This is a genomic window from Terasakiella sp. SH-1 (assembly GCF_004564135.1).
Lineage (GTDB): Bacteria > Pseudomonadota > Alphaproteobacteria > Rhodospirillales > Terasakiellaceae > Terasakiella.
Genome location: NZ_CP038255.1, coordinates 1,344,401 through 1,363,249, shown reverse-complemented (window position 1 = coordinate 1,363,249; position 18,849 = coordinate 1,344,401). Strand labels below are relative to the sequence as shown.

Sequence of the window (18,849 nt, the reverse complement as noted above, 5' to 3'; positions counted from 1 at the left end):
TCTTCCTTTATTGTTTTTTTGCGACAAATTGATCCAGTTCCTGGCCCAGGCGGGCAAAAACATCAGCCCAGTCCCCATGGACAGACTGGCGATAAAGCGTCATGGATGGATACCAGTCAGATTGCACACCTTGCCCCCCTAAAGGTATGCCCCAACGCCAGTCACAGGCAAAGGGCAGCACCATCCAGACTGGTTTCCCCATCGCACCTGCCAAATGAGCCACAGCCGTATCACAGGTAATCACCAGATCAAGGGCCTCAATCAACCCGGCGGTATCAGCAAAATCCAAGAGATCAATGCCGTAATTGCGCACGACCTTCGCCAACTGCGGATCGGTCAATACGTCACTGCCATCGCCGACCTGAAGGCCAAAGAAATCCAGATTACGCATATAGAATAACCGAGAAAACGGCCAAATACCGGGCGAGCGCCGACTATCCTTGCGATAATCACGATCCCCTTGCCAGACAAGGCCGACCTTCACACCACCGGCTTCTTTTGACACACGCTCCGACCAGGACTGAACATCCTTAAACGAGGCACTAAGATAAGCTTTAAACGGCGGTAATTCTGATGGTGATGTAACCCCCAACAAATAAGGCAAGCTGTTCAACGCGGCTTGGGCATCATGGCGGGGCAGGGGGGTATCTTGCGGCACCACACCGTTGACCCCTTCCACAGCAGCAAACAGGCGTGCCATTTCTTTGTGACAGGCAATATAAATATCTGCGACACGCTCTTTCACCAACGGGATAAAGCGCAAGAACTGAATGGCATCACTAAAGCCCTGTTCCACATACAGAACAAGACGCTTCCCATCCCCTAAAGGCTTGCCATCCCACACGGGTTCTGCCAGTTCCTTTCGGCCCAACAACGGCTGGTAGGTACGTAATTTTGTACGTGCCTCATAATTTTTCCAGCCACCAGCCCAATCCCCATGCTGTAACTGCATTTGACCAAGACGAAAGGTAATTTCAGCATCTTTCGGGGCCAAAGCTTGGGCTTCACGAATGTGATAGAGCGCATTTTCCAGATCAAGACTGTCCTGACAGGCTAAGGCCAGTTCCACAAACGGGCGGCTTTCATTGGGGGCCAAACGTGTTGCCTTGCCTAAACAATCAATCGCATCAATCAGCTTGTCATTTTCGCGCAACAAAACCCCAAGGGCATTCAGGGCCTGCCAGTCATTTGGGGCGATCTGCACGCCCTTTTGACAAGACTCATGACCTTCCTGCACATGCCCTAACGCCATTAAAGCCAGCCCCCGATTGGCATAAGCCAAGGCATAAGAGGCATCATTTTCAATGGCCCGGTCATAACTCAGCACCGCGCCGTCAAATTCCTTCTTGGCACTCAGACAATCCCCCATCAGGCAATACGCCTGCGGGCTGCTGGGCTGGCGTTTGGTTTCACGACGCAGGGCCTGCAAAGCCCCATCATAATCAGCCAGTTGCATCAACTTGGCTGCAACCTTCATATGATAATCGCCACGCCCTTCACTATATTGAGAAGCGGCATGAAAATGCTTGCACGCCAGCTTCACATCCCCCGTGCCCATGGATAACAAGCCATAAAGGAAATGCGCATCGGCGTAATCTGCTTTGGCTTCAAGGGCACGTTTGGCGTGGGTTTTGGCCTCATCACGTTGGCCCAGACGGGCTTCAATCGCCGCACAACGATAAAAGGCTTCATGCGAATCGCCCCAACGCTCCAAAATATCGTGATATTGCTTTAAGGCCCCGTCAATATCGCCATTGCGTTCCAAAATCTGGGCACGGCCAAGATGAAAACGCACATCACCAGGGGCCAGTTCAGCTGCACGGCCATAAGCCTCATCTGCGCGTTCCACATAGCCCATCATGGTCAGGATTTCACCCAGCTTGCCATGGTAAGAGGCATTTTCCGGATCAGCCTCAATCGCCTTTTCAATCATGGCAATGGCGTCTTCTTTCAGGCCACGTTCGAAGGCAGCAACCCCTAATAGATAGTTCGCATCCCCATGGTCTGGGTATTTCTTTAAAATGCCGCTATAGATCTGAACGGCCTTTTCCATCTTGCCTTTTTTATGGGCACGAATAGCTGCAGCCAAAGACAAGGAAACACTGATCGGTGCGGCCTTGCGCCCCGATGTTTCCTCTTTCTTTTCAACACCTTCGTCCGAAGGTTCATTTTCTTGCGCTTGTTCATCCAAGCCTGAAAATGCAGACACGTCTTTGGTCCCCGTTTCACCACTGTGATAATTTTGACTTCCATCATAAGAAATCATAGGCCATGTTCCCATAGTGTTTTTGCTTTTTTTCGATTTTTTTACAAGACATTATGCTCTGGTCCGATCTCGCCATCGTCTTATCTGCCCGCAAACATGGGGAAAACAGCGTTATTATCACCACGCTGACCCGTGAACATGGCCGCTATAGCGGGCTTGTGCGCGGTGGCAGCAGTAAAAAACTGTCTCCACTGCTCCAGCCGGGAAACCTCTTACAAGTGGAATGGAAGGGGCGACTGGAAGAACACCTGGGTACGTTCAGCGTGGAAATGGAAACGGCCTATGGGGCCAAGGCTATCAATAGTCGGGAAAAACTGACGAATATAAACACCCTGTGCGCCATGTGTGACCTATGCCTGCCGGAACGCCAATCGGTAGAAGGGGTGTTTGGTGCAATCCTAATTTTATTGGACATGTTAGATGAAACCCGCCTGTGGCCGGAGATTTATCAACGCTGGGAATTGGGTCTTTTAAATGAACTTGGCTTTGGGCTGGACCTTTCATCCTGTGCGGCCACTGGTCAAACGGGTGATTTGATCTACATCTCCCCAAAGACGGGACGTGCTGTCAGTCGCAATGCCGGGGAACCTTATAAAGACAAGCTTTTCCCTTTACCCTACCATCTACTTGTAGATGAGGTAAAACCCCATAAAAAAGACCTGCTGGCGGTTTTTACCATCACCGGGCATTTCATTGAACGCTGTCTTCTTGGCCCCATAAACAAGAAGTTGCCCGCTGCACGTACGCGATTTATTGACCGATTGAAATAGATCGCTAAACTAGGGTCAAATTTATTTGATCAAATCTCTATCCTTATTTCGAGAACCAATGTCAGACACCGTTAAAAGCGGAGATATCCGCGAAACCCGACTAGCCGATGCCCTTGGCGAGCGTTACCTCGCTTACGCTATGTCCACCATTATGTCGCGCTCACTGCCTGATGTGCGCGATGGGTTAAAGCCCGTACACCGCCGTTTGCTCTTTGCCATGCGCCAGCTCAAACTGGACCCGGCCAAAGGCTTTAAGAAATGTGCGCGTGTGGTCGGTGACGTGATCGGTAAATATCACCCTCATGGGGATAGCTCGGTTTACGAAGCCATGGTGCGACTGGCCCAAGAATTTGCCGTGCGCTATCCACTGGTGGATGGGCAGGGGAACTTTGGTAACATTGACGGCGATAATGCGGCCGCCATGCGTTATACCGAAGCCCGCCTGACAGAAGTCGCCATGGCACTGTTGCGCAATATAGATGAAGATTCCGTTGATTTTCGCCAGACCTATGATGGTGAAGAAGAAGAACCCATGGTTCTGCCCGCTGCCTTTCCAAACCTGCTGGCAAACGGGTCCAGCGGGATCGCCGTGGGGATGGCAACCAACATCCCACCCCACAATGCGGGCGAACTGTGTGACGGGTTACTTCATCTGATCAAATTCCCCAATGCAGGCATTGAAAAGCTGGTCGACCTGATCCCAGGACCAGATTTCCCCACAGGCGGTGTGATTGTTGATGAACGCGCGACCATCATTGAAACCTATACCAAGGGTAAAGGCTCTTTCCGTATTCGTGCCCAATGGGAAAAAGAAGAACTGTCCCACGGTATGTATCAAATCGTGGTCACAGGCATCCCATATCAGGTTCAAAAATCCAAACTGATTGAAAAGGTCGCCGAACTTCTCTTCGCCAAAAAGCTGCCGCTGCTGGCCGATATCCGTGATGAATCTACCGAAGAAGTCCGCATTGTTCTGGAACCGCGCAATCGTACGGTTGAAGCCGAAGTTCTTATGGAACAGCTTTTCAAGCTCACTGATTTCGAGGTCCGTTTCGGTCTCAACATGAACGTGCTGGATGCAGACCAGACCCCACGTGTGATGAACTTGCGCGAAGTTTTGCAAGCCTTCCTTGATCACCGTCGCGTGGTTTTACAACGCCGTTCCAAATATCGCTTAGAAAAGATTGCTCGTCGCCTGGAAATTTTAGAAGGCTACCTGATTGCCTTCCTTAATCTGGATGAAGTCATTCGTATTATCCGCGAAGAAGACCATCCCCGCCAAGAATTGATGAGTGCCTTTAAACTGACAGAAGTTCAGGCCGAAGCCATTTTGAACATGCGCCTACGTTCCTTACGTAAGCTGGAAGAAATGGAACTGAAGACCGAACATAAAGAACTCAGTGACGAAAAAGCGGGCTTGGAAGAATTGCTGGCAGATGAAACCAAGCAATGGGCAACCATTTCCGATGAAATTCGCGAAACCAAAAAACAATTCGGCCAGAAAACCGAATTAGGCAAACGTCGCACGGACTTTGGCGATGCCCCAAGTGCCGATGTGGTGAATTTCGAAGCCTTTATCGAACGCGAACCCATCACCGTTGTCTGCTCTCACATGGGCTGGATCCGTGCGTTTAAAGGCCATAACAACGATGAAAGCGCGATCAAATACAAAGATGGCGATAAAGCCCGCTTTGTGCTGAAAGGCTACACCACAGACAAACTTTTGGCCTTTAGCTCCAACGGGCGCTTCTTCACCATTGGCTGTGACAAACTGCCACCGGGGCGTGGGCATGGCGAACCTGTGCGCTTGATGGTGGATATCGGCAATGAAAATGAAATCGTCGATATGTTCGTCCATAACCCGGAACGTAAAATGCTGGTGGCCTCCAGCTCTGGTCGTGGTTTTGCCATTGAGGAAAAATCCGTTGTCGCCCAAACTAAAAACGGTAAACAAGTGCTGAACCTGCAAGAAGGCGAAAAGGCAAAAATCTGTATGCCGCTGACGGGCAATGCCATTGCCGTTGTGGGCGACAACCGAAAAATCCTTGTGTTCAAAGTCGAAGACCTGCCGGAAATGAACCGGGGTCGCGGGGTTATCTTGCAGAAATACCGTGATGGCGGCATGTCCGATGTGCTGAGCTTTAACCTTGAAGAGGGCATCAGCTGGCAAATGGGCGGTGGCTCAGATCGTACCCGCACTGTCACTGACCTGCTCCCATGGATTGGCAAACGCGCCGGGGCAGGGCGTTTAGCCCCCAATGGCTTCCCAAGGAATAATAAGTTTACTTAACCACCTGTAGGCTCCTGCGAAAGCAGGAGCCTGTTTCATTTCTACCTATCACAGCGGGCCAATCAACCGGTCAATAAAGGCATCATTTTCATTAATTTCTGTCTTTTCCACGTCGCTTTCCTCCTGTTATAGCGACCACCAGAAATTTCTGGTGATCGGGAGTTTGACGACATGCTATTAGACATGCGGACCTATTTCCCGAGGGGTGTTGTATTCAGCCCACTCCCGACCATAGGAAAAGCCTTGCATGCCGTTTTACAGACACACAAAGGCCGCCCAGTCGGGGGCAGCTAACCGCTAATAGGACGTCGTCAAACGTCAGAAAGGAGAAGATATGGGATATTCACTTGCGAAGCAAGCAGGGTTTCAATCGACTAGGTATTCCTATACCAATGCTACCCAAAACTTAAGAGCATCCAGTGTACATACATATTTTTTGGACCTCCTCCCTTTCTTGAGGGGGGCCTTTTTAAGGCATTGGGTTTCCTGCATAAATTTATCCACAAAAAATAAATCGGTATTCGAATGCCGATTTATCTTGAAATGTCCCTTGCGATCCCGTATCTAATGACCTAAATAACGTGGTAACCCACTCAGGTATTATTGGAATAAGAAGAACATGACCCCCACTATTTCGGCCACCCCTCGCAACGACTGGACTGTTGAAGAAGTCGAAGCGCTGTTTGCCTTACCGTTTAACGATCTTTTGTTTCACGCCCAAAGTGTTCACCGTCAAAACTTTGACCCGAACCGCGTACAGCTCAGCACACTGTTGAATATCAAAACAGGTGGCTGTGCTGAAGACTGTAACTATTGTTCTCAGTCGGCCCATCATGAAAGCGAAACCAAAGCGTCCAAAATGATCCCGACGCAAGACGTGATTGATGCGGCAAAAGCGGCAAAAGAGGGGGGCGCGACCCGTTTCTGTATGGGCGCGGCCTGGAGTTCTCCAAAAGAGCGCGATATGCCGGAAATTCTTAACATGGTTAAGTCAGTCAAAGATTTAGGCATGGATACCTGCATGACACTGGGTATGCTGTCAGATGAACAGACGGCACAGCTAAAAGAAGCAGGTCTGGATTACTATAACCATAACATTGATACTTCGCGTGAATATTACGACAAAGTTGTGACCACACGTTCTTACGATGATCGTCTGGCCACACTGGATCGTTGCCGTGATAAAGGTATCAAACTGTGTACAGGCGGCATTATCGGTATGGGCGAAAGCCAGCAAGACCGAGCAAGCATGATGGTGACACTGGCGAACCTGCCCAAACACCCGGAAAGCATTCCAATTAATATGCTGATCCCGATTGAAGGCACACCGTTTGAAGCCAAGGCCAAAATCGACCATTTTGATTTCGTCAAAACAATCGCAGTTGCCCGTATTGTCATGCCAGCTTCTTACGTGCGCCTGTCAGCAGGTCGTGAAGAAATGAGTGAAGAACTGCAATCGCTGTGCTTCTTTGCTGGCGCAAATTCCATGTTCTATGGTGATAAACTGCTGACAGCTGGAAACCAAGGCGTTGCAGCGGACCAAGATATGTTTACCCGTCTTGGCATTCAGCCTGAAGAACATCGTGAAGGCAAACCCATGCTGGAAGCAGGGGAATAACCTTCCTTAAAAATAAAAGAAAAGGGCCGTTGCGGATCACTTCCCAGCGGCCCTTTTTTTTCATTAGGGGTTAAAATAAAAATCCCCACCAACCAGTGACGAAGCCTCCCACGGGACTTGTTGTTGGTTGGTCATTTGCATCACCTGATTTCGTACATTCCTGAACATCCGTTCAATCGCCACCCCTTTATCAGACATGGCCTTTACAACAGCCGTCGTATAGGGACTGTTTAAACCACTGCCATCTGCGGCGACCTTGCCCGGACTGGTCGAATAAGCAATCAAGCTGCCGCGTGGTGCATCAATCAAGGCTAGCCCCCGATTGGCAGAACGAAACCCGCTGCGATAGGGGTTATTGCGACAGGCATCCAAAATCACCACATTCAAATCGTTTCGGGCATATTCCATGGCAATCAAGGCCCCATCAACGGCCACGGCTTCCACATCCACATCTTTTTCATTTTGAATATTAGCCTGAATTGGAATCAAATAATTACGCCCGGAAACCTGTACACCATGGCCGGCATAATAAAATAACCCAACGGCCCGTCGGCCTGCTTTTTCCAAACGGTCCCCAAAATGGTTTAAGGCCCGTTTTATTTTGCGTTGCGTGGCATTTTCCTCGTGAATTACATCAAAACCCAAACTGCGTAAGGTCTTGGACATCAAGCGTGCATCATTCACCGGATTTCGAAGCGGCGAAATACGATAATCAGAATTACCAATCACCAAGGCAATGCGCGGCCCTTGAATTTGTGTGGTTGCCCCAAGATATTTTGAAACTGCCTTCACCGGGGCTTGTGCTTGCTGTGGCGGTTGTGAGGGAGCAGGCTGAACTTGTGGTGTTGTCACTTGATAACTTTCCCCGACACGGGTCACCTTGACATCCATCTTCCCCGTGTTGTCCTGTGGCAACCAATCCCAGGCATTGGGTCCCATCAACAATTTACCGGATTTCTCAGGTTTGATCTTCACGCCAAAGCCGACAAAAAACGGTTTGCCCGTCGGCCCAATTTTCCCCACCAGTGCGGAACTGTTCTTATCAATCACATAACCGGGGCCACTGCATATGGGGGCATTCCCGGCACCAGAAGGATCAGCGATGCCACAAATGGGGCCATAGCTCCACATGCCATTGGCTTTAAGTTCATATTCCTTACCAGCCAGAACGGAAACACCCGTTTCCTGCCAGTCTTGTTTGGGGAAGATGCTGAACTCCAGACTTTCAGCTGGTGCTAATATCACATTCTTATCGGCCTTGATAATCTGGGTGCTTTGACAAGCCGTCAACATCAACAAAAAGAAACAAATTGAAAGAATACGATAGTTGCCCATAACACCCTCCATTCTGAATAGGATAGGCCAAAGAAAAAGCCGCTGCAAGTTTCCCTGAAGCGGCCTTTTCCAATTCATAACAAGGATATCTTCTTATCCAAAGATCACGCTTGGCAACCAAGTTGCCAGCCCTGGGAAGAAGGACAGAAGCAACAGGCCAATCACCTGAATAACGATGAAGGGGATCACGCCTTTATAAATCTGCATGGTGGAGACCTCTTTCGGGGCCACGCCACGCAGGTAGAACAAGGCAAAACCAAAGGGCGGTGTCAAAAACGATGTTTGCAGGTTCATCGCCATCATCACCCCCAACCAGACCGGATTCAAATCCATCATTAACAGGACCGGGGCAACAATCGGCACAACGACAAAAGTAATCTCGATAAAATCAAGGAAGAAGCCGAGAACGAACATCACGGCCATCACCACGATCATGGCCCCAACGACACCACCGGGTAGCTCGCTAAGCATTTCATGAACCATATCATCTCCGCCAAGCCCACGGAACACGAGGGAGAAGACAGAGGCACCAATCAAGATCACAAATACCATAGAAGTGATATCCATGGTCGAAGCACATACTTCTTGCAGGATTTTGGCATCCCACACCCGTTTGGCCGCCATCAACACACCAAAGGCGAGGATGGCACAACAAACCGACGCCAGCCCGATACCAAACATATTGGCCGCACTGGTTTCACTCATTCCCAAGCGCAAGTCCATCGTATTGGTCAAGATCAACATCACCACCAGCGCCAAGCCAGCACCATAAAATGGGATACCGTGGCTTTCATCAAGACGCAAACCTGCCAGCAACAATGCACCAACAGAGCCAACAGCAGCCGCTTCTGTCGGGGTGGCAACACCTGCGAGAATGGAGCCTAGCACCGCTACAATCAGAATAATCGGCGGGATCAAAGCATGGGCAATACGTTTTCCGAGCCCTTCCACATTTAACTCTTCTTGCGGGATCGGCGGGGATGTTTCCGGCTTAAACCAGGCCACAATCAGCTGATAGGCAATATACATGCCCACCAAACCAAGCCCTGGGATCAAGGCACCTGCAAACAAGTCGCCCACAGAAACCGGTTCCGGGGAGAAATTTCCAAGCGAGCGTTGCGCATCAGAATAGGCATTGGAAATCTGATCACCTAGAAGAACAAGAACGATAGATGGCGGAATAATTTGTCCCAATGTCCCGGCTGCACAGATAGACCCACAGGCAAGGGACGGGTTATAGCCACGTTTCAACATAGTCGGCAAAGACAACAATCCCATCGTCACCACTGTCGCCCCAACAATCCCGGTCGAAGCCGCCAGCAACGCGCCCACGATAGATACAGAAATACCCAAACCACCGCGCAAGGAACCAAACAACATGCCCATACTATCAAGCAGTTCTTCTGCCACCTTGGAACGTTCCAGCATTACCCCCATGAAAATAAAGAGGGGAACAGCAATCAGGACCTCATTGGTCATGGCATTACCAAAAATACGTGAGGGCAGGGCACCAAACAGGGACCAGCTAAACACATCAGTGGCCACCCCCATGGCGGCAAAGAAAATACTGGTTCCCGCCAAGGTAAAGGCAACAGGGAAGCCCAACATCAAGAAGCCACAAGTCACCACAAACATGGCAATACAAAGAATTTCAGCAATTTCCATGATTAAGGCACCTCATGTACGTCATGGTCTTCTTCTGGCACCAGCGCCCCTTTTAAAATCAGGAAAGAACGCAATGCCAGGGCAATCCCTTGCAAACTCAAGAGAACACAGAAAACCAAAATAACGGATTTCAGAAGATAAACAGCATGAATCCCGCTGGTTTCCTTGGACCCTTCAAGGATTGACCAGGATTGATAAACATATTTCCAGGATGAATCCCCAATCAGGAAACAAACAGGTAAAAGCAAGAAAACAACACCGAAAATATCAATGACTGCTTTTTTACGCACCCCGGCTTCACGATAGAAAACATCCACGCGTACATGCCCATTGTGCAGTAATGTATAGCCTGCACCGATCATAAATAAAAATGAATGCATATAGACGACAGATTCCTGCATCATAATCGAACCGATGCCGAAAACATAGCGCATCACCACAACGGAAAACTGCGTGATCACCATGATCACCGCCAGCCAGGCGACTGTTCGGCCAATCGTCTGGTTCAACCCGTCAATAAAGCGCATCAAAGTCGAAAGTGACCCCAAAGCTTATCTCCCATTAGAAATCGACAAAAAAAGGGCGACGCACAGATTTGTGCTGTCGCCCTTTTTTGTGCAATTAGCTGTATTTGAACGGCAGCTTACGTGCGTTCCAGTAAGATGCTTCTGAACGATCAGACCATTTAATCGCTTTGCGACGGAAGTCAGTATAGCTATCAAAGATCTTCGTTGTCAGGGCATCGGTTTTGGCAACTTCGCGCATTACTTCACCTGAGGCATCACCAATCGCCATCATCACATCGTCAGAGAACTTGCGTTCCTGAACACCATGTTTCTTAAGCAGAACCTCAAGGCTGTCACCGTTACGGGCGTTAAATTCAGCCATCATATAGTTGTTTTCTGCCATCGTCGCGTTCTGAACGATTGCCTGTTGTGCAGGTGTCAGTGATTTCCACACATCAAGGTTTACACCACAAGACAATGTTGAACCCGGCTCGTGGAAGCCCGGTGAATAATAATATTTGGTCACTTTATAGAAACCAAAGGCCAGATCATTCCATGGGCCAACCCATTCTGTCGCATCAATGGCACCAGATTGCAGGGATGGGAAAATCTCACCACCTGGCAGGGTTACAGCCGCAGCACCCAGACGACGCAGCACTTCACCACCCAAACCCGGCATGCGGATTTTAAGACCTTTCAGGTCTTCAACGGAATTGATTTCCTTATTGAACCAACCACCCATCTGAACGCCTGTGTTACCACAAGCAAACGGCTTGATATTAAAGCCGGACGCCAGTTCGTCCCATAACTCCTGACCACCACCATGGTGAATCCAGGCATCCATCTCACCCGCTGTCAGACCATAAGGAACAGAAGTGAAGAAGTTAAATGCCTTATGCTTACCTTGCCAATAATATTCAGCCGCATGGTAAAGATCAGCCGTCCCGCTGGACACCGCATCAAAAGATTCAAATGCAGGCACCAATTCACCAGCCGCAAATAATTTAACGGTTAACTGACCGTCAGACATGTCCGTGATACGTTTTGCAGCACGAGCCGCACCAGTGCCCAGGCCGGGGAAATTCTTCGGCCAAGTGGTCACCATTTTGAGTGTACGCTTACCGCTTGCAATAGCAGGCGCAGAAACAGCACTTGCTGCACCAATGGCACCGACCGCAGCTGCTCCGGCTAGAAAATCACGACGCTTCATGTGAAAACCTCCCTAATCACATTTAAATTCTCAAATCCGGTTATCTGTTAACCGGACATCGGTTATCCGATAACCAATAAGAATTTAGCTTACGCCTGCTGCAAACCACTTGCAAACAAAAGACCATACGCAAAAACGCGTACTGCATTGCAATATTTGATTTTTTTCTAAGTGTTAGTCGGTATTCAACAATACCCATTGCCCGTCAACGCAGCCTTCAAGCGGGCTGTAACGTCCCTTATAGGACATTTTACGACAGTCTTTAATCAAGTAGCCAAGATAAACATAAGGGAGGTTCTGCACCACAGCCTGACGGATCGCCCATAGCACCATATAATTCCCCATACCCCGGTATTTTTTTGCATCATCAAAAAAACTATACACCGCAGACAAGCCATCATCGAGATGGTCCATCAACAAGGCTGAAACCAATGTTCCTTCTTCGCGAAATTCAACAAGCGATGTTTTGATCGGCGTTTCTTCAATCATGGAGCGATAGTCAAAATAATCCATCGAGGCCATATCGCCATCGCCATGACGCTTTTTTTGATATTTCTCAAACAATAAAAACTGCTCTTGGGTGGCTACGGGCTCACAAAGTGTTGCTTCCAGATAGGAAAACTGCTTTTCCACCCGACGCCAGCTTTTAGAGAAATGAAAATTCTGCGCATCCACACGCACAGGAACACAGGCCGAACAATTCGGACATACAGGGGCATAAGCCATATAGTGACTGCGACGAAAACCACCTTTAGAAAGGGCATTATGCAGATCATCCGCATCTGCCCCAGTCAATTCAGTCACAATACGTCTTTCAACCTCCCCATCCAAATAAGGGCAGGACAGGGGGGACGTTGTATAAAAAAAGACCTTGGACTGGGTACGATCCGGGCGCATTGCTTACCTTAGGCTTATTCTTGTTCAGGAATATTTAACACCAAAGTCCCGGCAAGTATATCATGAAGACAGCGCCTGCGCAGATTAAACAAACACACAATCAAAATAAGAAAAGAGGTTGGCGGTACCGTCAAAAAGAATAAAGCGGACTGTACAAAAGCCTGCATTAATTCTGGACGCCCCCCATCAAGGCGATACACCCTGATCCCGGCAAAACGCATCCCATAGGTCGCGCTCTTGGCTGAACCGATTAAAAACGTATGATAGGCAATCGGGATCAAGGCCATCAGCGCCATCATGGGCGCAAACAGCAAACCAAAGCTCATAATCCCCATGATTCCAGCCAAAACAAATCCCAATCCACCAAGCCCGGCACAAATCAGAAAATCAACCACATAGGCCAAAATCCGCTTTTGAGTTATACCATCATAAAATTCAGGCTGTTCCAGCGGGTCTGGGCCAACAGCCTGACGGCTTTCACCCTCATATGGATTTGATCGTGAATTAAACATCTTTTTCCTTCGCACAACCATTCAGTAGGACTTATATAAAATATAGCTGAAGAGATTGATTAAACAAGCTATTGACGGCTCTTCATTCAATCTCTATTGAAGTCTAAAAGCAACGAATAGGTGAGATATGAGTTTCGATCAGCGCGAATTCCGTGATGTCCTGGGCCAATTTGCCACAGGGATTACTGTTGTCACAAGCCAGTCTGAAAAGGCGGGCAACATTGGTGTCACTATCAATTCTTTTGCCTCTGTCTCCCTAGAGCCGCCATTGGTCCTGTTTTCTTTAAAGACCGACAGCCAGCTTAACGATGTTTTCCTTTCAGAGCCGAACTTCAATATCTGCATCCTTGCGGAAAATCAGGAAAATCTATCCAATCTGTTTGCGGGCAGCGACGAAAACAAGTTCGATACGATTAAATGGCACGAAGGTCAAAATGGTTGTCCAGTTCTGGACGGCACACTGGCAACACTGGAATGTAAGCGTGTCGAATCTCACAAGGGTGGGGACCATACCATCTTTATCGGCGAAGTGACTTCGATCAGCACCAACAGCGATGCCACCGGACCATTGCTCTATTTCCAAGGTGGCTATAAAACTCTATAGACCTCTGTCGCCCTCGCAAAAGCCAGGACGACGAGAATCTACTTTGCCTTAAAGACCGGCTTTTTCTTTTCCATAAAGGCACGATAGCCGTTTTGGTAATCTTCCGAATCACAAGTGGAAAAGGCTTCATCCAACTCTGTTTGCGTCAAAGGCTCTGGACGTTTCAGGCGTGACACCATTTTTTTGTGCAGACGTGCAGCCAGAGGGGCCCCTTTGGCAATACGTTCAGCACATTGTTTGGCTTCTTCTTCAACTTCCCAGTCTTCCACAATACGATTGATCATGCCAACACGTAGTGCGTAATCCGCATCCACAACACGACCTTCAAGCAACAATTCCAGCATCACCGCCGGACTGACAAGGCGCAGAATCGCATCCAGTTCAGGATAGGCCAATGTATGCCCCAAACGGTTGATCGGCACGCCGAAACGCGAACTTTCCCCCGCAATACGCATATCGCACGCACAGGCAATTTCCAGCCCGCCACCTGTACAAGCCCCTTTAATCATAGCAACCGTCGGATGGCGGCATTCTTCAATCGCCTTGACCGTACGTGTCACAATTTCCCCATAGGCTTTGGCTTGGGCCGCACTGGAGCGTTCTTCAGGAAATTCAGAAATATCAGCTCCTGCCGCAAAAGCTTCATCGCCAGCCCCACGAATAATAATGCAACGCAAATCATTATCTGCTGAAAGCTCTTCCATCACATCGCCCAACTTTTGCCAGGCAGGTTTGGTCAGGGCATTGCGTTTTTCCGGGTTGTTCAAAGTAATGGTCACAATCGCATCATCACGTTGAACAAGGATAGGATCGCTCATATCTTTTTGCTCCGCTTAGAGATTTTGTTTGACGAACAAACTATCAACTTTGCAAGATAAGGCAAATTGTTTGAATAAGAAGGATAAGTTGCCATGCAACAGAAAAGTTTCCTCAGCCTTGGCCCTCATGGTTTTCACCGCATTGCCTATACCCATTGGGGATTTGAAGAAGCGGGACGCACGGCCATCTGTGCCCACGGGCTCACCCGCAACAGCCGTGACTTTGATGAACTGGCGCAAGCCCTGACCGATACCCACCAGGTCATCTGCCCGGATATGGCGGGCAGGGGATATAGTGACTGGTTGCTTAATCCCTCAGATTATGGATTCCCGCTTTATGTAAATGATATGGCAACTCTACTTGCCAAAATCGGGGATGAAAAGGTCGACTGGATTGGTACATCCATGGGGGGAATCATCGGCATGATGCTCGCCATTCAGCCCAACAGCCCCATTCAACGCCTGATTGTCAATGATGTTGGCCCCTTTATCCCCAAAGACTCACTGGCCCGCATTGGTGATTATCTTGGCATGGACCCCAAATTTCCGTCCCTGGAGGCTTTGGAACAACATTTGCGCCTGATCCATGCTCCCTTTGGTCCCTTAAGTGATGAACAATGGAAACATCTGGCGGAACATAGTGCCAAGAAATGTGAAGACGGTCAGTTTGCTTTTCATTACGACCCAGCAATTTCTCAGCCTTTTAAAGAGGCTGATCCCGTTGATGTCGACCTTTGGCCCATCTGGGAATCCATTAAATGCCCGGTGCTGATTCTGCGGGGCGAAGACTCCGATCTTTTGACCAAAGAAACAGCCCAGGAAATGCTAAAACGCGGCCCGGATGCCGAGCTGGTTGAAATCCCCAAAGTCGGCCACGCCCCAACGTTGATGGATGAGACGCAAATCGGGCTTGTAAAACAGTGGTTGACCGGGTAATTATAAATTTTAGGGGGCTATCTCATAATTTGGCTTAACTCTGCTGTGTTTTTTGTGTAGATTTGCGCAGCTGTCAAATTGGTAGATACATCTTTTAGAAGAGCCTTTTGACAACAAGCTGAAATGCTAATGGCCGGAGAGAAAAAATGAATCAGCTCGTAACAACGAATGACGCGCAATCAACAGACCTTATCAAAGGGGACGGTTTGGAAGATTACGTCACTTTCAAAATCGCTGATCAGTTGTTTGGTATTCCTGTTCTGAAAGTTCAGGACATTTTGATGCCGGACCATATTGCCTTTATTCCGCTTGCACCCAAAGAAGTTGCAGGCTCCATCAACTTGCGTGGTCGTATTGTAACCGTGATCGACGTGCGTGTGCGCCTTGGCCTGCCAAAGCGTGACGACGACGGCCAAAGCATGGGCGTGACTGTCGAACATATCAATGAACTGTACAGCCTGCTGGTTGACACCGTTGGTGAAGTTCTCAGCCTTGATGAAAAGAATTATGAGCGCAACCCATCGACACTGGACCCAATCTGGCGCGAATTCGCTTCCGGCGTTTATCGCCTAGACGGCCAGCTGATGGTTGTACTGGATGTAGACCGCATGCTCGACATCCAAACAACAGAAATGAAGGGCGCGAAAGCTGCCGTTTAATCTGTAAAGAAATTTAAACAAAAAGGCCGCGTCCCCTTATGGAAGATGCGGCTTTTTTTATATCTTTATCATTCCCAACTCGATTGGGAATCTCCTTTACCCTTGAAAGAGGTCCCCGCATTTGCGAGGACGGCACTTGTTTCACTTTTTCAACAATTTGGCAGCTTCCACAGCACAATAGGTGAAGATCACATCGGCACCGGCACGTTTGAAACAAAGCAGGCTTTCCAGCACAGCTCGATCATTGTCTAGCCAACCGTTCTGGGCTGCGGCCTTGAGCATGGCATATTCACCACTGACGTGATAGACTGACACAGGCACACCAAAGCTTTCTTTTAAGCGGTGAACAATATCAAGGTAGGGCATGCCCGGCTTGACCATCACCATATCGGAACCTTCAGCAATATCCAGTGCGGTTTCACGGATGGCTTCATCCGTATTGGCCGGGTCCATCTGATAGGTTTTCTTATCCCCTTTGCCCAAGGCACCAGCTGATCCCACCGCATCGCGAAACGGCCCATAAAAGGCTGAGGCATATTTGGCCGCATAAGACATCATCATGACATTTTGGAAGCCTGCACCATCCAAGGCATCGCGAATTTGACCCATGCGCCCATCCATCATGTCACTTGGCGCAACTACATCACAGCCAGCTTGGGCCTGAACCACCGCTTGCTTACACAGGATCTCAACGGTTTCATCATTGAGAACACGGCCATCACGCACCAATCCATCATGACCGTCACTATTATAAGGATCAAGTGCAATATCGGTATAAACGCCCATATCCGGGTATTTTTCTTTCACCGCACGTACTGCACGACAGACCAGATTATTCGGGTTCAGGGCTTCTTTGGCATCTGGTGTTTTTAAACTGTCATCAGTATAGGGGAAAATCTCAATGGCAGGAATCCCCAGCTCATAGGCTTCGCCGACAGCCTCGACCAACAGGTCAATGGACAGACGTTCCACACCGGGCATTGACGCCACGGATTCACGGCGTTGTTCGCCTTCCAAAACGAAAATCGGCCAGACGAAATCATCCACACTCAGGGTATTTTCACGCACCAGACGACGTGACCATTCCGCCTGACGATTGCGGCGCATACGCGTGCGCGGCAGTGACTCATTGGTAAGAAAATGTGGACGAGACAAGATGAATACCCCTAAAAAACTAAAACCGTCATCCTCGCGAAAGCGGGGATCTTTCTCCTTAAAAAAGAGTCCCAATCAAGTTGGGAATGACGATTTATTTTATGCAAACAAAAACGCCGGACCATATATAGCCCGGCGTTTATGCTTAAATTATGGCAGACTTAGCATTTAGACAAAGCTTGCTCGATATCGGCGATAATATCATCTGCATGTTCAATCCCGATGGACAGACGAACATAGCCCGGTGTCACACCCGCTTTGGCCTGTTCTTCTTCTGTCATCTGTGAATGCGTTGTGCTGGCAGGATGGATCGCCAAAGAACGGGCATCCCCGATGTTTGCTACGTGATAGAGCAATTCCAGTGAGTCGATAAAGCTACGACCTGCATCCAGACCGTCTTTCAGCTCAAACCCGACAAGAGCACCATAACCACCATCCAGATAAGCATCGGCACGGCGCTTGGCCTCACCATCTTGAATGGACGGGTGAATGACATTTTCCACTTTCGGGTGGTTGTTGAGGAATTCAACAACCTTATTGGCATTTTCACAATGCTGGCGCATACGCAGCGGCAGAGTTTCCAGCCCCTGAATTGTCTGCCATGCATTGAACGGGCTTTCTGCTGCACCAATGTCACGCAACAGTGTTACACGCGCACGGATGATATAAGCAATCGGGCCAAGCGGCTTAACCGCCTCTGTCCAAACAGCACCGTGGTAGCTCGGGTCCGGCTGGTTCAGGGTCGGGAAACGATCACCGCCAGCTTCCCAATCAAAATTACCACCATCAATGATCATACCACCGATAGATGTGCCATGACCGCCGATATATTTGGTTGTGGAATACATCACAATCGCCGCACCATGTTCCAGCGGACGACAGATCAACGGTGCTGCTGTGTTATCCATAATCAGCGGCACACCCAATTCACGACCAATATCAGCCACTTCTTTAATGGGGAAGACATTCAACTTAGGATTCGGCAGGGTTTCGGCAAAATAACAACGTGTCTTGTCATCAGTTGCGCTGCGGAAAGATTCCGGATCAGCCGGATCGACAAAACGCGCTTCGATGCCCATTTGCTTAAATGTATTGGCAAACAGGTTCCACGTACCACCATAAAGGTCGGTTGAGGTCACGAAGTTATCGCCAGCTTGACACAGGTTCAAAATGGCAAAAGTCGCAGCCGCCTGACCAGATGCCACACCAAGGGCTGCCACACCACCTTCAAGGGCGGCCAAGCGCTGTTCCAGCACATCAGTGGTCGGGTTCATGATACGTGTATAGATATTGCCGAATTCTTTCAGGGCAAACAGATTGGCCGCATGTTCAGCACTATCAAACTGATAAGAGGTTGTTTGGTGGATGGGCACAGCCACAGATTTTGCAGTTTCATCATTACGGTAACCAGCGTGCAGGGCCAGTGTTTCAGGATGAAGTTTCTTATCAGACATGAAAGCTTTCCTATAAGTCAGTATTAAAATTGGCAATACAAGACCACCTCAGACATGCGGCGTCAAGCAAATCTAAAAATCAGAAAAGACTGATATGAAAAACATACTTCAGCCCGTCACCCTCGTACTTGATACGAGGGTCCAATGGATTCCA

Annotated in this window: 16 protein-coding genes; 6 read left to right on the top strand and 10 right to left on the bottom strand. The window is 49.0% G+C overall.

All coding sequences use genetic code 11. The annotated features are described in order from the left end of the window. Positions 1-7 precede the first annotated feature (7 nt). Complete coding sequence (locus tag E4K71_RS06370) at positions 8-2,266, bottom strand: tetratricopeptide repeat protein (protein WP_167730332.1); 2,259 nt, start codon at positions 2,264-2,266, stop codon at positions 8-10. Between the two features lie 53 nt (positions 2,267-2,319). On the opposite strand from E4K71_RS06370, the gene recO reads away from it, so the two are divergent. The 3 genes from recO to bioB all read left to right on the top strand — a co-directional run bounded on the left by recO (position 2,320) and on the right by bioB (position 6,944). Continuing rightward, on the top strand, positions 2,320-3,036 hold the full coding sequence (gene recO / locus E4K71_RS06365) for a DNA repair protein RecO (RefSeq protein WP_135077842.1): 717 nt from the start codon (positions 2,320-2,322) through the stop codon (positions 3,034-3,036). Positions 3,037-3,094: 58 nt separating this feature from the next. Continuing rightward, complete coding sequence (gene parC / locus E4K71_RS06360) at positions 3,095-5,326, top strand: DNA topoisomerase IV subunit A (RefSeq protein ID WP_135077840.1); 2,232 nt, start codon at positions 3,095-3,097, stop codon at positions 5,324-5,326. A gap of 619 nt (positions 5,327-5,945) precedes the next feature. After that, entirely contained in the window at positions 5,946-6,944 is a 999-nt protein-coding gene (gene bioB, locus E4K71_RS06355; protein WP_135077838.1) for a biotin synthase BioB, read from the top strand. Positions 6,945-7,007: 63 nt separating this feature from the next. Here the strand turns inward: bioB and E4K71_RS06350 are convergent, their stop codons facing one another. The 6 genes from E4K71_RS06350 to E4K71_RS06325 form a co-directional block, all read right to left on the bottom strand. Continuing rightward, positions 7,008-8,279: a caspase domain-containing protein gene (locus E4K71_RS06350; protein WP_167730330.1), complete on the bottom strand. Its 1,272-nt coding sequence runs from the start codon at positions 8,277-8,279 to the stop codon at positions 7,008-7,010. Positions 8,280-8,372: 93 nt separating this feature from the next. Further along, positions 8,373-9,944, bottom strand: coding sequence for a TRAP transporter large permease subunit (locus E4K71_RS06345; protein WP_135077834.1), 1,572 nt, complete (start codon positions 9,942-9,944; stop codon positions 8,373-8,375). Positions 9,945-9,946: 2 nt separating this feature from the next. Continuing rightward, the gene (locus E4K71_RS06340) at positions 9,947-10,492 is read right to left on the bottom strand and encodes a TRAP transporter small permease subunit (RefSeq protein ID WP_240796881.1); all 546 of its coding nucleotides are present in this window, start codon (positions 10,490-10,492) and stop codon (positions 9,947-9,949) included. Between the two features lie 73 nt (positions 10,493-10,565). After that, positions 10,566-11,660 (bottom strand): TRAP transporter substrate-binding protein, encoded by a 1,095-nt coding sequence (locus E4K71_RS06335; RefSeq protein ID WP_135077832.1) that lies wholly within the window; start codon positions 11,658-11,660, stop codon positions 10,566-10,568. A gap of 174 nt (positions 11,661-11,834) precedes the next feature. Further along, complete coding sequence (locus tag E4K71_RS06330; protein WP_135077830.1) at positions 11,835-12,557, bottom strand: arginyltransferase; 723 nt, start codon at positions 12,555-12,557, stop codon at positions 11,835-11,837. 14 nt (positions 12,558-12,571) lie between these two features. After that, the gene (locus tag E4K71_RS06325; RefSeq protein ID WP_135077828.1) at positions 12,572-13,069 is read right to left on the bottom strand and encodes an RDD family protein; all 498 of its coding nucleotides are present in this window, start codon (positions 13,067-13,069) and stop codon (positions 12,572-12,574) included. A 127-nt stretch (positions 13,070-13,196) separates the two neighbouring features. Between E4K71_RS06325 and E4K71_RS06320 the strand changes: the two genes are divergently transcribed. Continuing rightward, the gene (locus E4K71_RS06320; protein ID WP_135077826.1) at positions 13,197-13,673 is read left to right on the top strand and encodes a flavin reductase family protein; all 477 of its coding nucleotides are present in this window, start codon (positions 13,197-13,199) and stop codon (positions 13,671-13,673) included. 38 nt (positions 13,674-13,711) lie between these two features. Here the strand turns inward: E4K71_RS06320 and E4K71_RS06315 are convergent, their stop codons facing one another. After that, positions 13,712-14,491, bottom strand: a complete 780-nt coding sequence (locus E4K71_RS06315; RefSeq protein ID WP_135077824.1) for an enoyl-CoA hydratase-related protein — start codon at positions 14,489-14,491, stop codon at positions 13,712-13,714. 93 nt (positions 14,492-14,584) lie between these two features. Between E4K71_RS06315 and E4K71_RS06310 the strand changes: the two genes are divergently transcribed. Both E4K71_RS06310 and E4K71_RS06305 read left to right on the top strand, forming a co-directional pair. Beyond that, positions 14,585-15,427, top strand: a complete 843-nt coding sequence (locus tag E4K71_RS06310; protein ID WP_135077823.1) for an alpha/beta hydrolase — start codon at positions 14,585-14,587, stop codon at positions 15,425-15,427. Between the two features lie 146 nt (positions 15,428-15,573). Then, positions 15,574-16,086, top strand: coding sequence for a chemotaxis protein CheW (locus E4K71_RS06305; RefSeq protein ID WP_135077821.1), 513 nt, complete (start codon positions 15,574-15,576; stop codon positions 16,084-16,086). 141 nt (positions 16,087-16,227) lie between these two features. Here the strand turns inward: E4K71_RS06305 and hemB are convergent, their stop codons facing one another. Further along, entirely contained in the window at positions 16,228-17,193 is a 966-nt protein-coding gene (hemB, locus tag E4K71_RS06300; RefSeq protein WP_135081998.1) for a porphobilinogen synthase, read from the bottom strand. Positions 17,194-17,402: 209 nt separating this feature from the next. Next, positions 17,403-18,695: a PLP-dependent transferase gene (locus E4K71_RS06295; protein WP_135077819.1), complete on the bottom strand. Its 1,293-nt coding sequence runs from the start codon at positions 18,693-18,695 to the stop codon at positions 17,403-17,405. Positions 18,696-18,849 lie beyond the last annotated feature (154 nt).

Coding starts and splice junctions, on each gene's coding strand:
- E4K71_RS06370 (WP_167730332.1), bottom strand. CDS start 2,266: ATGATTTCTTATGATGGAAGTCAAAATTATCACAGTGGTGAAACGGGG.
- E4K71_RS06330 (WP_135077830.1), bottom strand. CDS start 12,557: ATGCGCCCGGATCGTACCCAGTCCAAGGTCTTTTTTTATACAACGTCC.
- parC (WP_135077840.1), top strand. CDS start 3,095: ATGTCAGACACCGTTAAAAGCGGAGATATCCGCGAAACCCGACTAGCC.
- E4K71_RS06310 (WP_135077823.1), top strand. CDS start 14,585: ATGCAACAGAAAAGTTTCCTCAGCCTTGGCCCTCATGGTTTTCACCGC.
- E4K71_RS06325 (WP_135077828.1), bottom strand. CDS start 13,069: ATGTTTAATTCACGATCAAATCCATATGAGGGTGAAAGCCGTCAGGCT.
- E4K71_RS06335 (WP_135077832.1), bottom strand. CDS start 11,660: ATGAAGCGTCGTGATTTTCTAGCCGGAGCAGCTGCGGTCGGTGCCATT.
- E4K71_RS06320 (WP_135077826.1), top strand. CDS start 13,197: ATGAGTTTCGATCAGCGCGAATTCCGTGATGTCCTGGGCCAATTTGCC.
- E4K71_RS06345 (WP_135077834.1), bottom strand. CDS start 9,944: ATGGAAATTGCTGAAATTCTTTGTATTGCCATGTTTGTGGTGACTTGT.
- E4K71_RS06295 (WP_135077819.1), bottom strand. CDS start 18,695: ATGTCTGATAAGAAACTTCATCCTGAAACACTGGCCCTGCACGCTGGT.
- E4K71_RS06315 (WP_135077824.1), bottom strand. CDS start 14,491: ATGAGCGATCCTATCCTTGTTCAACGTGATGATGCGATTGTGACCATT.
- hemB (WP_135081998.1), bottom strand. CDS start 17,193: ATGCGCCGCAATCGTCAGGCGGAATGGTCACGTCGTCTGGTGCGTGAA.
- E4K71_RS06350 (WP_167730330.1), bottom strand. CDS start 8,279: ATGGGCAACTATCGTATTCTTTCAATTTGTTTCTTTTTGTTGATGTTG.
- recO (WP_135077842.1), top strand. CDS start 2,320: ATGCTCTGGTCCGATCTCGCCATCGTCTTATCTGCCCGCAAACATGGG.
- bioB (WP_135077838.1), top strand. CDS start 5,946: ATGACCCCCACTATTTCGGCCACCCCTCGCAACGACTGGACTGTTGAA.
- E4K71_RS06305 (WP_135077821.1), top strand. CDS start 15,574: ATGAATCAGCTCGTAACAACGAATGACGCGCAATCAACAGACCTTATC.